Source organism: Sphingomonas sp. AP4-R1, from assembly GCF_013113735.1.
GTDB lineage: Bacteria > Pseudomonadota > Alphaproteobacteria > Sphingomonadales > Sphingomonadaceae > Sphingomonas_I.
The window spans coordinates 533,109-548,219 of the sequence record NZ_CP053346.1 but is presented as its reverse complement, the minus strand read 5'-3'; the positions used below and the strand labels follow the sequence as shown (position 1 = coordinate 548,219).

15 protein-coding genes and 1 tRNA gene are annotated in these 15,111 nt (G+C 59.7%); 10 read left to right on the top strand and 6 right to left on the bottom strand.

The genetic code is table 11. The features are described from left to right. Positions 1 to 105: 105 nt before the first annotated feature. The gene (locus HL653_RS02655; protein ID WP_171743139.1) at positions 106 to 672 is read right to left on the bottom strand and encodes a PEP-CTERM sorting domain-containing protein; all 567 of its coding nucleotides are present in this window, start codon (positions 670 to 672) and stop codon (positions 106 to 108) included. Between the two features lie 532 nt (positions 673 to 1,204). On the opposite strand from HL653_RS02655, the gene HL653_RS02650 reads away from it, so the two are divergent. From HL653_RS02650 to HL653_RS02620, 7 genes are all read left to right on the top strand, one after another. Next, positions 1,205 to 2,539, top strand: coding sequence for a site-specific integrase (locus HL653_RS02650; protein WP_171743138.1), 1,335 nt, complete (start codon positions 1,205 to 1,207; stop codon positions 2,537 to 2,539). A 346-nt stretch (positions 2,540 to 2,885) separates the two neighbouring features. Continuing rightward, positions 2,886 to 3,557, top strand: a complete 672-nt coding sequence (locus tag HL653_RS02645) for a hypothetical protein (protein ID WP_171743137.1) — start codon at positions 2,886 to 2,888, stop codon at positions 3,555 to 3,557. Continuing rightward, a complete protein-coding gene (locus HL653_RS02640; RefSeq protein WP_171743136.1) occupies positions 3,554 to 3,790 on the top strand; it encodes a hypothetical protein in 237 nt (78 codons plus the stop codon). Before HL653_RS02645 ends, HL653_RS02640 begins: the two co-directional genes overlap by 4 nt. A gap of 59 nt (positions 3,791 to 3,849) precedes the next feature. Beyond that, entirely contained in the window at positions 3,850 to 4,089 is a 240-nt protein-coding gene (locus tag HL653_RS02635) for a hypothetical protein (RefSeq protein ID WP_171743135.1), read from the top strand. A 121-nt stretch (positions 4,090 to 4,210) separates the two neighbouring features. Then, entirely contained in the window at positions 4,211 to 6,319 is a 2,109-nt protein-coding gene (locus tag HL653_RS02630; RefSeq protein ID WP_171743134.1) for an AAA family ATPase, read from the top strand. Between the two features lie 518 nt (positions 6,320 to 6,837). Further along, complete coding sequence (locus HL653_RS02625; protein WP_171743133.1) at positions 6,838 to 7,515, top strand: hypothetical protein; 678 nt, start codon at positions 6,838 to 6,840, stop codon at positions 7,513 to 7,515. 81 nt (positions 7,516 to 7,596) lie between these two features. Further along, entirely contained in the window at positions 7,597 to 8,478 is an 882-nt protein-coding gene (locus tag HL653_RS02620; protein ID WP_171743132.1) for a hypothetical protein, read from the top strand. Between the two features lie 16 nt (positions 8,479 to 8,494). Here the strand turns inward: HL653_RS02620 and HL653_RS02615 are convergent, their stop codons facing one another. The 4 genes from HL653_RS02615 to HL653_RS02600 all read right to left on the bottom strand — a co-directional run bounded on the left by HL653_RS02615 (position 8,495) and on the right by HL653_RS02600 (position 13,544). Further along, positions 8,495 to 8,704, bottom strand: coding sequence for an AlpA family transcriptional regulator (locus HL653_RS02615; protein WP_171743131.1), 210 nt, complete (start codon positions 8,702 to 8,704; stop codon positions 8,495 to 8,497). Further along, positions 8,704 to 8,925, bottom strand: a complete 222-nt coding sequence (locus tag HL653_RS02610; RefSeq protein ID WP_171743130.1) for an AlpA family transcriptional regulator — start codon at positions 8,923 to 8,925, stop codon at positions 8,704 to 8,706. Before HL653_RS02610 ends, HL653_RS02615 begins: the two co-directional genes overlap by 1 nt. A gap of 2,053 nt (positions 8,926 to 10,978) precedes the next feature. Continuing rightward, entirely contained in the window at positions 10,979 to 13,141 is a 2,163-nt protein-coding gene (locus HL653_RS02605) for a phage tail length tape measure family protein (RefSeq protein WP_171743129.1), read from the bottom strand. 40 nt (positions 13,142 to 13,181) lie between these two features. Continuing rightward, entirely contained in the window at positions 13,182 to 13,544 is a 363-nt protein-coding gene (locus tag HL653_RS02600; protein ID WP_171743128.1) for a hypothetical protein, read from the bottom strand. 205 nt (positions 13,545 to 13,749) lie between these two features. Between HL653_RS02600 and HL653_RS02595 the strand changes: the two genes are divergently transcribed. Together HL653_RS02595 and HL653_RS24545 are read left to right on the top strand one after the other, a co-directional pair. Beyond that, positions 13,750 to 14,022: a hypothetical protein gene (locus tag HL653_RS02595; RefSeq protein WP_171743127.1), complete on the top strand. Its 273-nt coding sequence runs from the start codon at positions 13,750 to 13,752 to the stop codon at positions 14,020 to 14,022. Between the two features lie 51 nt (positions 14,023 to 14,073). Then, positions 14,074 to 14,220: a helix-turn-helix domain-containing protein gene (locus HL653_RS24545; protein ID WP_171746737.1), complete on the top strand. Its 147-nt coding sequence runs from the start codon at positions 14,074 to 14,076 to the stop codon at positions 14,218 to 14,220. 121 nt (positions 14,221 to 14,341) lie between these two features. Here HL653_RS24545 and HL653_RS02585 read toward each other — a convergent pair. Beyond that, a tRNA-Arg gene (locus tag HL653_RS02585) sits at positions 14,342 to 14,418 on the bottom strand. 103 nt (positions 14,419 to 14,521) lie between these two features. On the opposite strand from HL653_RS02585, the gene HL653_RS02580 reads away from it, so the two are divergent. Further along, positions 14,522 to 15,007, top strand: coding sequence for a hypothetical protein (locus HL653_RS02580; protein WP_171743126.1), 486 nt, complete (start codon positions 14,522 to 14,524; stop codon positions 15,005 to 15,007). Positions 15,008 to 15,111 lie beyond the last annotated feature (104 nt).

Sequence of the window (15,111 nt, the reverse complement as noted above, 5' to 3'; positions counted from 1 at the left end):
GCAAAGCTTTCGCTTAACTGACCGTCATCGGAATATGGAGCGTTTAAGGTAGCCGCCCGCTCGTCGGGCCAGCGGCTTCCAGAATCACTCCGCTACTGCGGTGAATCAAGCGAAGCGAATGTTCAGTTTCTTACGACGCCTAATTGTCATGCCAATCAAGCCAATGCCGCTGATGAACGTTGCCCAACTTTCTGGCTCAGGAACTGCCGATGGCGCTAAGTTGGTAAAATATTGAACGTCCGCATAGTAACTGTTCGTGAGTGTGTTGTAGCCCACGGGCGCATCCGTTCCTATGTGGCCCTCGCCATAACCATTAGTTCGGAAATATGTATAGAAATCCGGCTCTGCGGGCGTTGAGGCCACTGCCCCGGATGGCGCTCCTCCCATAAATATTATCCCGTCCGATCCGTAGCTGAGATATGTAAACAGTACACCGCCTGTAGGATTGAATGAAGAAATATCGGAGTCAGAATAATAAGAGTCTACAGATTTATCGTAGAAAGTAGGTCCATTTGGATCATATGTCAGCGTAAAATACTGGGTTACCTCTAAAACGGGACCTTGTGAGTATCTAAATCTAGCGATATACGATCTTGTTATTAGCGCGGCATCAGCGGGGCCGGTAATAAGGATGGTAATAGCGATAGCAGTCAAACAAAGAAGATTTCGCATTAAGCCCTCCTCGCGACATGGTCAGCTGCTCGCTGGCGAGCCAATACCATAGCGCGCGATTGTCAGCAGGGAAGCTTGTGATCGTGAGGTTATCGTTCTGGAAGAGCGGCGCCAGCTTTCAACCAAGTGTAAGAGCTGCCGCAGCAATGCTCCGACGGCTTTGCTACCCAATGATGGATGCATTCAAGTATGGAGCGTTAACTCTGGGGATCAAGGCACGGCACGAAGATCGGACTTCAGGCGTGCTACCGAATCGCTCGTCTGTTAGGTGATCGTACCTATCAGGACCGGCAACGAAATCAGAACCTCAAACCCACTATCAAGCCATTCTCGAAGAAAATGGCGCGCCCGGAACGATTCGAACGTCCGACCCTCAGATTCGTAGTCTGAGATAATAAAACATCATCTGACTTCACCAGACATCAAGCGACTTCAATGTAACTGAAAGTAAAGGAAAAAATTGACATAATCGCATCATGCGAATTAACGCGACTTCATCTGAGATCATTCTCAGTGGCGATTCGGTGGCGATATGGGAAAAGTTAAGCTTGGCAGACGGGCACTTTCTGCCCTTCCGGAAGTAGTTAAACCAACTGTCTTCTATGATACCGAGCTGAAGGGGTTCGGGCTGCGCCTGAGCCCACCCAGTGGACGAAACCCAAAGGGATGCCGCACTTGGATTGTGGAATATCGACCGGGAGCGGGCGGGCGTGGCGTTGCGAAGAGCAGGATCTCTCTTGGGTCGACTGAGACGCTGTCTCCCGAGAAAGCGCGCGATATTGCAAAGACCATGCTGGCAAATGTGCGGATGGGAGGAGATCCCAATTCCGATCGAGCAAGGGAGCGAGCTGCCAAGAGCGTCCGCGACCTGCGCGACCTTTATGCGGCTGAAGTTGATCCAGTCCGTAAGCCCCGTACAGTGCAGCTTTATCGGGGCTATTGGGACAGCCACATTATCCCAGCGTTGGGCAACCTCGTCGCACGAAATGTTTCCCGACAAGACATCATAAAGCTTCACCGCAACATCGGTAAAACACACAAGACTACCGCCAACCGCGTCGTCACGCTTCTATCCCATTTCTACGGCTGGGCCGCTGAATCTGATTATGTGCCGACAGGATGCAACCCCTGTGAGGGAGTTAAAAAGTTCGGAGAGGCCGGGAGGGAGCGGTACTTATCCGAAGAGGAATTGGGACGTTTAGGTGCGGCGCTCGAACGAGCCGAGAGTGAAGGCATCATCTGGGGCCGTGAAGCGGCCGGCCAACTGTCGAAGCATGCTCCCAAACAAGATGCGAACCGCCGAACCAAGATTGATTCGAACGCGGCTGATGCGATCCGTCTACTCCTGTTCACCGGGGCGAGATTGCGAGAAATCCTCCGCTTGGAATGGGATCATTATGATCGACAGAGAGCATTGTTGCTTCTGCCGGATTCCAAGACTGGTCGCAAAACCGTTGTCCTCGGGCGATCCGCTGTGGAAACCCTCGATCATCTTTGGGAGCGCGCCATTCAACGGGAGCCTGGTGCGCCGCCGCTTAATAAGCCGCTTTCACCATTTGTTTTTCCTAGTCGAGATCTTCTGGCGCCGAAGGCTGATTTGAAGCGGCCATGGTCGATGCTTACGCGCGAAGCAGGCTTGGTAGGGCTGCGTATCCACGACCTTCGGCATAGTTTCGCCAGCGTAGGCGCTGCTGCGGATCTTGGTTTACCGGTGATCGGTAAGCTTCTTGGACATTCCACGCCACAAACTACGGCGAGATATGCCCACCTTGCTGCAACGCCCCTGCGAAACGCTACGGATCGGATCTCGGGCGCGATTGCTTCTGCGCTAGCGGTTCGTTTGTCTAATACAGATTCAACTAAATGAATGATTTTCATATAAGATGTGAAACTTTCTCAGATTAAATCTGAAAAATAGTCATTTTTGACTTTGATTATATTTGAGTTTATTTGAAGCCTCCTGAAATAAGGAGGTGCAGCATGCATCAGGAACTTTCCAAACCTACCGTGCTCGATAATCTGGGTGAGTGCGCTAGCGCGCATGATGCCGCTCGCATAACCGGGCTTTCGCTCGCGACCCTATGGCGGCACCGGGCGCAAAGGAGTCCCGACTCCCCTCCGTGGTTCCGGTGCGGCGGGAGGGTGCTTTACCCTGTCGCTGGCTTGCGTGCTTGGGCTGAGGCGCGCACCACCGCTGCGATGGGAGGCGCACGATGAGCGCGCTCGCGGCAATGAAAGCCGCCGACGCCAAGCTGAAGCAGTGCCAGGCAGATGTCCGCGATCTGAGAATCCAGATCTCCAGCAGGCGGAGCGCTGCCGATAAGCGCAAGGCACAGCTGGCCGCCGACACGCAGCTTGTGATGGAATATGAGATATCCCTCGGGGCGGGGGATGTGCTGGCGGCACTGCCGCCGAGCGGGGACGATCTTGCTAAGCTCAAAAGGGAAGTCGAGATCGACGGCCCGGTACTCGAAAGGCTCAAATCGAAAATCGAGGCGGCAGAGGCTGAAGAGAAAAAGAAAAAAGAGGAATTTGGGAAAGCGACTTCCGACTACATCCATGAGCATACAATCACCCCGGCCTTAGATGAAGTGCATAACGCATGGAACACGCTCGCATGGGCGCTGATCAATCTCATGGCAGCTCACAGGGTGGCAGAGGAGAGCTACCGAAGTACCAGGGGTTATTATAATGCCTTGGAACCGTACGGTCCTGCCGCCGAATTTATCGGCGCCCTGCATCACACAGCATTTGAGACATACCCGTATTCCGTCAAACCTGCCTGGCTTTTGGAGCACGGCCAATGGCATCCGGAAAGGTTTGCGGGGGTCATTGATCGGCGGCGGGAGCTTCAGGAAGAACTGCGCGCGGCGGTGAACGCATGAGCGCCGATCGCACCCGCATCGATGCGATCCTAGGATGCGCCGAAGCCAAAGGCCGCGAGGCTCAGGCAAACCATATCGCTTTCAACACCAACATGTCGCTCACCGAGGCAAGGGGGTTGCTCAGCGCTTCCGGCCGAGCCTTATCTGCGGCCGAAAAAGAGGAGCATGATCTGCAGTCCACGCTAGCTCTCGTCCGGTCGGCAGGCGTTCCCGGCTACCGAACCGCACCGTGAAGAGGCTCAAACTATCCAGCCGCTGGATACGTTGGCGCCAAGAGCGTCACGGAACGCTGATGGCAAGCGGCATCCCGGTTCCGTGGCCTTGGCGCATTGCGAATGCCGAGGCGCGTGCACGACAGCATGCCGCCTCAGTTATCGGCGAAGATCGAGCTCTTGGGGCTGATCTGAGATGCGTCAACCGTGACGGTGCGCTGTCGTTTGCGCTGGTCGGGGAATCGGCGGGTCTAAGTGAACAGCAGATTGAAAAGCTAAATGCGAGCTTGTCGATGCTGACTCCAGCCGGAGCAGCATAAGCAAGAACGGCGCGCTGGAGGGGATCCCGGCGCGCCGTTTACAACTTTCCTGGACGACCCCATCACAGGTCAGAATTGACATAGCGTCGTTCGGGACACGATTCAAGGACATGCCCGAATTATGTCTATGGTCTCCCAAGCCGTAAGCAGTTTCGATGACCTTCTAGGCGGAGATTCACCTCTGGATCGAAGCGTCACCATCACGATATTCGCAGATGAACTTGCACAGCGAAAATCTGAGCGACAAATTTCACTGAGGCAATTCGCACAGGAAGTGCACGATCCGAGCGCTAGGGCGAAAGCAGATCTTCCCCTGATGAAACTTGCGCGGTTCGGCAACGTGTCGACTACCAAGGGATCACTTCGCAACAATGACAACGTGCTCGAAATCGAAGGCATCGAAGGCGATTATGATGGTGGACTCGTCGGTGTAGCCGACGCTGCAGCATGGTTGCGGAATGCGAACATCGCCGCCCTCATCTATTCCAGTCCATCACATACGCCCGACAAGCCGCGATTTCGCGTGGTATGCCCCCTTGGCAGCAGTACTGCGCCCGAACAACGTGAGCGCCTGTGCGCGCGGCTGAACGGCGCTCTCGGTGGCATCCTATCCGGCGAGTCCTTCACGCTTTCCCAGTCCTACTATTTTGGGCACGTAAAAGGGGCCTCTGCACCGGAGGTCGCGATCGTCGAGGGGCGGCCACTGGACGCCGCTAACGATCTGGACGCCGCTGCGATCGGACGGCACGGCACCCCTTATTCGCCTTCTCCCGCCCCGCTGGTTACCGCTGTCAGCGCGCCAGATGGCGATGATGACGAACTGGACTGGCAGCCCGCGCCCGACTGGGATCGCATTGAAAGCGCGTTGAGCGCGATTCCGGTGAAGGATGCTGATCACCAGGATACGGGGGGTCGCGATCTATGGCTGAGGATCGGCCAAGCATTGCACCAAGTGAGCGGCGGCAGTGATGACGGCTTCGATCGATGGGATGCGTGGTCCAAGGATGGTGAGAAATACAATCGTCGCGACCAGGAGCGCACTTGGAAATCGCTAGGACGCCGAGACGGGAAGCGCGTTCGCATCGGCACGCTGTTCGATCTCGCGAAGCGCTACGGTTGGAGTCAGTCGTCAGCACCGGGCGAGCCTGACGTGATCGACCAGATTGGCTTCGCTGCGTCGGAGCAGGCGGCAGCAACCGCGCCAACGGCGCTTCGCTTCCTCCCGCCATCTGCGTGCGCGGACACGCCGTCGCGGGGATATGTCGTGAAGGGGCTGTTTGCTCCACGCGATCTAGCGTGCATCTTCGGTGCGCCGGGCGCCGGAAAATCTCTGATCGCGCCCCACATCGGCTACCAAGCGGCACTAGGCCGCACCGCCTTCGGAATGCGGACCAAGCCTGGCTGCGTCTTCTATGTCGCCGCCGAAGACCCTCACGGCATGCGCGGTCGTGTGACCGGTCTGCGCCGTCGCCACGGAGATGCGCCTGATTTCATCCTGGTGGAGGGGGTATCGGATTTGCTGGCGAGCGGTAGTCCTGATCTCGCCGCGCTGCGGAGCGCGGTTGCCGAACAGCGCCCCTCCCTAATCTTCCTCGATACGCTCGCGATGAGCTTTCCCGGTTTGGAGGAGAATACGGCGGAGGACATGGGGCGTGTGGTCGCCATTGCGCGGAGCCTGACCGGCCACGGAGCGGCGGTGGTCCTGATTCATCACGATACGAAAGCGCAGGGTGCGACGCCGCGCGGCCATAGCTTGTTGAACGGCGCGCTTGATGTTGGACTGCAGCTTTTTGCGCGGGACGAGGCCGGCATTGTTCGGGGGAAGCTCACCAAGAATCGCAACGGCTCGTGTGATCGGGACATCGCATTTCGGATCGCGACCGAATGTCTGGGTGAAGATGAAGATGGCGACGCGATCACCACGGCTCTTGTCGACGAGCTGGCGCCCGGCGCCGCGCCGAAGCGCGAGAAGCTAACGCCGAGCGAGCGGGCGGCGCTGCAGATCTTCGAAGCGCTAAGCACGGCCGGCGCGGTTACGGAGGATGCCTGGCGAAAGGCGTGTGTCGCGTCGGCGACGGTATCAGCATCAGCGGATGCGGACAGCAGGCGCAAGGCTGCCAAACGAGCGTTCGAAGGCCTAGCTCGGAAAGGCGCCGTCCTAATGGAAGGAGGATTGGTGCGGCGGCCCACTAGCCTGGAAAATGCGTTCGACCAGGAAGAAGTCGACTGACGCGCATTGATCCAGCACGAGGGGCGGCGCGCCTAATTTGGCCGCTCCGTGGGACAAATACCCGAATTACCGAAAAGCGCTGCGATCCATCATCACGCATGATTATCGGCGTATAAAAACCGGACATTTTGCTTTGCCGGACGCGCGGCTCTCCCATGGAAGCGCTGATCGCCCCGCCTGCCGCCGGACATTGGCCAGACAAACTACCAACCTGCTAAGATATTGAAACTGCTATTTGTCCCAGCGGCGATGTCCGGAAATGTCCGGAAATGTCCGGTGAGATGTCCGATCGGCATAACGTCGTGCGAACCGGACAGACACGGACACATCCCTATAGGGTGTGTCCAGTGTCCGGTCGCCATGCCTGGTCCTGAAATTGCCTATTTGCCTCTTAGGCAGATTCGGACTGCCATAAGTTGTGCGGCTCAGCGCCCACCGCCCGTACGTAGATCTGCAGGAGGGACCCGTTGCCGGGAAAACGCGATTGTGGACCTGGCAAAGATGGGTAGGTTCGCATCATGATACTAACCGTGATGGCGGCCACCGTCGCGCTTGCGTTCGTGCTCCTGGCCCTGGCCTTTATAGGCAGGATCAGCTTCGTGCGGGCGATAGCGGAGAACGAGCGGCGCGCGCAGACAGTCGCAGACTTTCATAGCGAGCTGGTAATTTACGCTAACTCGCAGGGTGCCGATCAGGCGGCCTTTCGGCGGCTGAGCATGCAATCAACCGCACTAGAGGCTGCATTAGGCTGGGATAACATCGTAAGCGGGGTCCGGATCGGCATGTACATGCTGAACGGTGCCCGTCTATTCCCGCTCGCGCTTCAGGAGATGCGACGTGAGTATGGCGACGGCATCGGCTGGCGTGATCGCGGAGGCGAAATTGCGGACGCCGCTCAGACCGTACTGTTCCGGCACCTTGGGCGGCGTCTTGAGCGGAGCGAAGCGTTAAACGAGAAGGCGGGCAAACTCGGGACCTGTATTGCCAGGGGGTGGTCCGCAGTCTCATCCCTCCCGCTATCGATTCTGGCTGCGTTCGGCCTGTTGAAGCCGAGCCGGGCCGAAGCCGCGCGGGCATCGGTGATATTTAAGCTCTGGAACCTTGCCTTGGCGTTAGCTGCGATCAGTGGCCCCGTATTCGCATATTTGGCTGATCGCGAGAAAATCGACGCGGCCGTGAAGAGTATATTGCCGTGATGACGACCGTGCGAAACTGCATGACATACTGCCGGGCACTCGCCTAAGACGGGATGGGACAAACAGCGAACGGGTCTTCGAATGAGCGGCTTGGTAGACCAACTGCAGGCTGATTCACTCGATCCAAAATCATCGATCAGCGCTCTGTTACGGAAAGTAAAGATTGCGGCCGTCAAGCTGTCGCTCCCCGACGCTCTTGAATGGGTGCAGCGAGAGTTGGACGGCTATAAAGATCGTTCAGATTTGCCGTCGTATCGTGAGGCGCGAGGTAATCCGGTAGCTTGGAACCCTTACCACGGGTGGCAGCCATTGATGTTTGGCGACGATCAGATTAACGAAATGCTAAGTGAAGTGACTTTGTTTGACCCGATTGGAGTGTATGAAAGTCTATTCGATGAAAGTACGTCGGGCTCTTTGCTGAAACCAATAAACCCATCTATAGTAACTCAGATGAATAGCGTGACGGGATGGGATATACCTAAGGCGGCGATAGAATTTCCGCGAGGAGTTATTGGAAACGTCATCGAGCAAGTTCGTAACATGATATTAGACTGGTCGCTCGAATTGGCGCGCGCTGGAATAACCGGAGAGGGGCTGAGTTTTACAATGGAGGAGCGGAGCAGGGCTGCCGGGGCGCACATCCACATTGGTCAGCTAAACGGTAGTTTTAGTTCGGGCGATGTTGTTGGAAATAATGCGAGAGTGAATCATGGATCTGAAGATCGATCGCATAACAATGTTTCCAGTAAGTCAGTGTTTCGCGATATCGAAAATGCTGCCCGAAGCGGCGTTCCGGATGGAGTTTTGGTTAGATCTATTATAGACAGTGTAAAGGAGATGGAGGGGGCAAGCGATAAGACGAATCTTTTGTCGGCTTATCAGAGATTTATCGGGCTAACAGCGGATCACATCGGTGTCTTCGCGCCGATGCTTCCGGCCTTAGCAGCACTCATCGCATCTTAAATCAGCCTGCATGCAATTACGCTGCCCCTGAAACTCGATATCCCATCGGATCGGCGATCCAGTCGTCAATGTCGGACGCGTACCAAGCCACCGAGTTAGCGCCGAGCATAACTCTGCGCGGGAAAGTGCCGGCGCGCTCCCTCCGCCGAATGGTCGATTCCGATAGCGTGGTGCGTGCAATCACCTCCTCCTGACGAAGGAAGCTGTCGGTCCGGCGATCTTTCATCAATCGTCACTCACCACGCGGGCGGGATTCCGATAGCCGAACGGGTCAGCGATCCATTCCCCTATATCCGATGCGTACCAACCGACCATCTTCGCGCCGAGTCTGATACGGTTCGGGAACGTTCCTGCACCCTCCCGGCGATATATGGTGGCGGTCGATAGGCCCGTGCGTGCGCGCACTTCCCCGAGACGGAGGATGCTGTCGGTACGACGATCTATCATCCTAGGGCAGCCTTGAACGCGCGGCTGTTCTTCGTCACGTAATTGATCAGAACACGCTCGCCGGCCTTCGTTTCAAGCGCGGCAGACAAGGCTGCGGCAGGGTCCTGAACGTTCACGATCTTGATGTCGCCGCTAGACGGGGCAGTCCTGTTCGACATGCCGCCGTTTGCCCTGTGACGGGGATCACCCTCGGTTAGCACCTCCTCGCCGCGCTTCGCGATGATCGGCACTTCGTTGGGCATGAAGCCGACGATGCCGCCCGTGTGATAGCGCATCGCAGCGCCAAAGATTGCCGGGTCCACTTGCCGCTGTGTGCCGCCAGCCGAGCCCACAATGCCGCCGGTGTGATGCACTCCCGCGCTCGCCGTCACTGCTGCCGCGAGCACCTGGATGGGGATGTGCGTAATCGCGGCCAAGGCGTAGAGCGCCGCCGTGAACGCGAGCGCCTTGATGATCATCTGCCCAAGTGCCGTGATGAACGATGCCGCGAACTGCACGATCGCCTGACCGAAGGACTTGAAGACGTTCTTGCCGGCCGCGACATGCTGGATGAAGCTTGTGAACGCTTCCGAGGCGCTGGATGTGAAGGCATCCACGAACTGACGGTAGCTCACCGTTCCGCCCAGAAGAGTTTTGTTGAACGCGACGGCCGCGTCCTTAGCACGCTCCAGCTTATCGATGATCACATCGATCTGACCGCCGTCGATCCCGAGCCGCACCTGATCTTCCGGGCTCAGGGCCTTATAGAATGCGATCACCTTATCGTAGGCATCGCCGATATGGCTGCCAACATCGTCGATCTGCTTCTGGACCTGCCCGGCGGCCTTGAACTCGCCCATCGACGTGAGCAGGTCGCGCTCCTGCACGAGTAGGTCGATCTGCTGCTTCTGGATGTCGAGCGGACGCTCCAGATCATCCAGTCTGGCGCTGAGTGCCTCGCGAGCGTGCTGCACGTCGAACAGCGCACCAGCGAGGTCCTTGGCGCGCTCGACATCTGCCGGGTCAACGACCACGGGGGTTTCGCCGGGCTTGAGATTCCGGTTGGCGTCCTCGGCCTTCTGGCGCAGTTCACGCTCCGCATCCGCGACGGCCTTTTCCCGCTGAGCGGCGATGAGCGCGGTGCTGCGAAGCCCGCCCTCCTTCTCCAGATATTTGATGGCGTCGGCGCGGTCCTCGTTGCCGTGCTGTACGGCGAGATTGAAGGCGTCCTGCTTGCGCTTGGAATCTTCGAGCAGCGAGTTGATCGCCACCTGCCCCTGCGTCTGCGCCTGTCCTGTATCGCCAACGCGGTTGGCCAGAAACGACTGCAGTTCGCCCGCCGTGCGATACCGGCCTTTGCCGCCATCGGTGCGAAGATAGCCCTGATTCCCGCTCAGGATCTGGCCGGCACGCGGCAGCTTCGCGATCACCTGGTCGACCGGAGTGTCGCTGGCCGCCGTCAACACCGCCTTCGCGCCACCGGCACCGAGGAAATGCGCGAGATACAGGTTCCCGGCCGTGACCTTCGCGCCGAACGACTCTAGAAATTTGGCGTTCTCGCGCGAGTAATTGTCGATGATCGCGCGTGCGACCTGCTCGTTCTGCCGGAGCGCGAGGATCTGCTGCTCGGACAGCGTGCGCGCCTGCTCCGGGAAGACCGTGGCGAACTGATTGAGAAACGTCTCCTTCGTGAACTGGCCGTAGCCACTGGCGCTGCCATAGGGGTTCTTCCCCGCCCCGCCCTCGGCACCGACGACACGGCTCTCGAACTGCCGGATCTCGCGTTCGCGCTCTGCCAGGGCGGCCTTGCGAGCGGTGTCATTGGCCTTGTCGGTTTCGGCCGTCTCCTTGGCCACCGCGATTTCGCGGAGCCGGTTGGCGACGATCGCGTCGCCGGTCGCAGCCATTTCCTGCCGATAGGCAAGCTCGCCGGCCAGCTGCTCACGGCGCTTGCTATCTGCGGCGTTGAGACCTGCCTGCGCGCGATTGCGAAGCGCGCCCAGCTGCTGCTCCAGATCGATCTGCGACAGGCGATCCGCTCGCTGCTTCGCGGCGGTGCCGTTCGGGTCGTCGTTCAGGGTATCGGGCGCGCCCTTTTCGAGCGCGGTGAGCGCGGATTGTGCCGACGCCAGCTGGCGCTTCGACTCATCAAGCAGGCGCTGCAGCGTGCTCGCGATCGCGACTTGTTCTTGATCGCCGTTTCGTATTTGTCGATGTCGTCCTGCAGCGACCGGATCTGGTTCTGCACCTCGGCGATCTTCGACGCCTGGTTCGGCGCGCCAGCGCCCGTGCTGCCGCCCAGCGCGCTCGTGATCGCGTCGCCCACGGCCTGCACGGCACCGGCGAGTTCGCCCAGCACGTAGATCGTTGCCTTGATCGGCACCGAATCCGCGATGTACTTTATCAGGGCATCCCAAGCGTTCCCGAGCGAACGGGCTGCATTGCCCCACGGACCGCGCTGCTTCTCGGCCGCCGCATCGGCCTGCCGGGTGTAGGCGTTCAGCGCCTCGGTGCGCGCGGCCTGCGCATTGCCCTCAGCGAACAGCTCGCGGATATGGTCGCGCTCGGACGCGGTCAGGAAGTTCAGCTTGTCGTCGAACTTCGCGATGCCGTCGAAGCCGCCGGTGAAGGCGGACCCGACATCCTTCGCCGCCTGTGCCAGATCGACGCCGAGGATTTTCGAGGTTTCGAGCGCGGCGCGGCCGAACTGCGCGATAGCGTCCGGGTTGATGCCGTCGTCCACGAACGTCTTGACGGCGGCGGTGGCTTCGGTGGCCTTCGCGCCCATGCGCTCCAGCGCATCCGCCTGGTCCGTCAGATCCTTGGCGTTATAGCTGCCGCCGTCCGCCTTGAACGTCAGGGTGGTGCTGAAGTCGCGCAGCCGCGCCGCCTGATCGGCAGCCTCTTTCAGGCTGAGCGCCAACACACCGATTGTGGCGACACCGGCCAGCACGGCGGGGTTAGTCAGCGCATCAACGAGCAGGCTGGTGACGCGAGGGAACAGCTGCAGGATCTGGCCGCCCTGCTGACCGAGCGTCTGTGTTAAGCTCGTGCCTGACATCAACTGGGTGATGATGTCGTTGACCTGATAGCCGAGATTTTGGAGTTCGTACGGCTTCAGACCGAATAATCCGAGGCTGGCGGACGGTTTTCCGCCGCCGACCACCAGCGCCTGTCGCGCCTGCTCAGCCTCCCGAGCGAGATGAGCCTCGGCCGCCGCCAGTTCGGTAACGCTGAGCTTTCCGGCCGCCGCCAGCTCGTGAAGGCGCGCGAGCTGATCGTTCACTCGGTTTTGAATCGTCGCCAAGGGATCGAGCTGAGCACGCAGATGTGCCGCCTCCCGCGCCATCTGATCTTCGGCTTCGGCCGCTTCGGTGAATATGCGGGCGGACTCTCGCGCCTGCGCGCCCCGCGGATCGCTACCGATGCCCTGCGACGCGGTGAATGCGCGCTGGCGCTCCTCGGCCACGGCCAGTGCGGTCGTAGCAGCTTCCTGTTCGCGGAGCTTGGCAATCTCGGCCGCGCGCGCTTCGACGACGCGATATTCGGCGTCTGCGGTGGCAAGGATCTGTGCGACAGAGGCGGCACTGCCGGTGGCATTCGGACGATCGACGCCCGTGATCTGGTTGATCCGCCGCTGAACGTCAGTGACGCGCTCGCCCGCCGCCGCCTGCTCCCGCAGTGCCTGCGTGGTCAGTTCGATCTGCGCCTCGGCCGCAGCCTGTCCTTCGGAGATGGCACGGCTGGTCGACGACAGCTGGATCAACGACGACTGGGCGCCGGTGAGTTCGGCCTCCTGGCGTCGGATGGACTCGCGGAGCCGATCGACCTGCCCGCCAAGGCGCTGCTGCTCTTCGCCCAAAGCCCGGAGCTGGGCGACCTGCTGCGTCGTATCGTGTCCGCCCAAGAGGCGATCCACGATCGTGGATTGGATGCGATCCAGCGCTGACGAGGCCGCCTGCTGCTGTGCGACCAGGGCGCCGAGGGCCGCCTTATTCTGGGTGATGCTGGTCTTCTGCCGATCAAGCGCGGCGCCGGCCTTGTCGACTGAGCCGACGATCGTCGCGGCAGCCTTGTCCAAGGAAGCAAGCGTCTTGCCGAGTTCCGCGATATCTGCGGAGCCGCCATTGGCATTGTTCAGCAGCGTCTCGATCGCGTCGCCGAGAGCCGATATCGCCTTCTCGCCTTCAGTGCGAGCGCGAACAATCAAGTTCACATCAGTCGATCGGCTGCTCATGCGGCGGATACCTTAAGCAGCATTGCCCAGCCGCCGCCCATCACTGACGCGCCTGATTCAGTAAGGTGCTGTACGGCCGGATAGCGTCCGCAATGATGGGCTGTAGCGTGCCATCGGGCCAAGCATCGCGAGTTGCTTCGATAATCGCGCATCCCGTCTTGACGACGGTAGGCCAGGGCATGGCCTGCACCTCTTCCTGCGATGCCCCTGTTCCGCGGGCGACGATCTGACGAAACGCGGACGGCACATCCACAACCATCATTCGCGCAGCCGCCGCCACCGCATCACTGTAGTTTAGATTGTAGCCGCAAGGAACATTGTCGAGCATGTAGCCGAACAGTTCTGCATACTCATGGGCTATGTCGCTCACATCATGCTCGCTGAGAGGACGGTGCTGCGCCATATGGAATCATCCTTAGAATGTATGCGGGCTCTATAGCATAAAAAATTGATCACCTCTCCGATTTATAGCTCAAACTCATGATGTAGAAGAGCATTCACTATTTATGCGAAAGTTCGTCAACTATTGGCAATCTTGTGTGTGTTCGCATCTCTGCTAGGCAGACGCCCGCGCACGCTATTTGACGCGCTTAGACAGGGAGCGAAGTATGGTTGCGGATGCAGTTTCGAGAGAGATTTTCGACATGGTTGGCGCCGCATTCCAAGCGAGCGACCGGTTTGGCGCTGGCCGACTGCTCGGCGCCGCCACCCTCGATCGCGTTCGCGCTACGGGCGAACAGGCGCTGATAAAGAGAACCTATGAAGCCCTTCAGATCGTGGCCGCGCCGGCTCGCGACGAGCTGACGGACGGGTTCGCCAAGGCGATCTTCTTCGGAGTGTATGTGGAGCCCGGCTCGCGATTTTCTTCGGCGAGCATCTAAGCCGTGAGCGTTCCCGGAACGATCTTAGTGAGCGTCACGGAAGCGGCGGCGATGCTCGGCCTGAGCCGTGCCACTTTCTACAAGTTGCTGAGCGCCGGAGAGGTTCGTGCCGTCAAAAGCGGAAAGCGGACGCTGATACCGCTGGAGTCTCTTCGGGAGTATGCTGCGTCGCTGCCTGCCTGGGCGCCACCACGCTGAACACTTAGAGCTGTGTGGACGATCGGATCGCAGTGGCGACTCGGTGGCGATTCAATCTCAAGCCGAGATTTCCACCATCATACCCATCGCCTCCTAAGTGTTTGTAACACCGAGAAGAAAATGGCGCGCCCGGAACGATTCGAACGTCCGACCCTCAGATTCGTAGTCTGATGCTCTATCCAGCTGAGCTACGGGCGCTTGGGAGGCGCTCCACTAGGGGAAGGTTTCAGGGGACGCAACCCCTCTCGAACGGATTATCGCCGAGATTGTCGGCGCGGGTGCGGGCCGATAAAGGCGGCCCATGCGATCCGCCTCTTTTTCCGTCGCCCTCGGGCTGGTGCTGGCCGGGTGCAGCGCGAATCTGGCCGACGTGCCGAGCCTCAAGCCCCGGCCGATCGAGCATCGCCCGATTCTCCCGCCCGATCCGGCCAGCGAGCCGCAGACGCCCGTGACCTCCGCTCTCGAGCAGCAGCTGGCCAAGCTCGTCGGCGATGCGACGGCCGGGCATGCCGCGTTCGAGAAGGAGCGCAGCGGCAATGCGACGGTGCTGGAGCAGGCGCGGAACGCGGCCGAGGGCAGCGAGGCGTGGATTGCGGGCCAGCAGGCGCTGAGTGCGCTGGATGCGGCGCGGGCGCAGGTGCGCGACGCGGCGGGGGCCATCGATACGCTGCGGGTCGATCCCGCTTATGCCGGCACCGGCGATCGTGCGGCGATCGATGCGGCGGCGGCGAAGGTGGCGGGGTTCGCCCGCGACGAGGCGGCGGCGGTCGACAAGGTCGGCGGTTAGCCGATTCGCCTTCCGCATTTTCCCCCAACCCGTTTGTGCTGAGCTTGTCGAAGCACCGTCCTTCTTCTCTCGCGCGTGGTGAACGAAGAACGGCACCCTTCGAC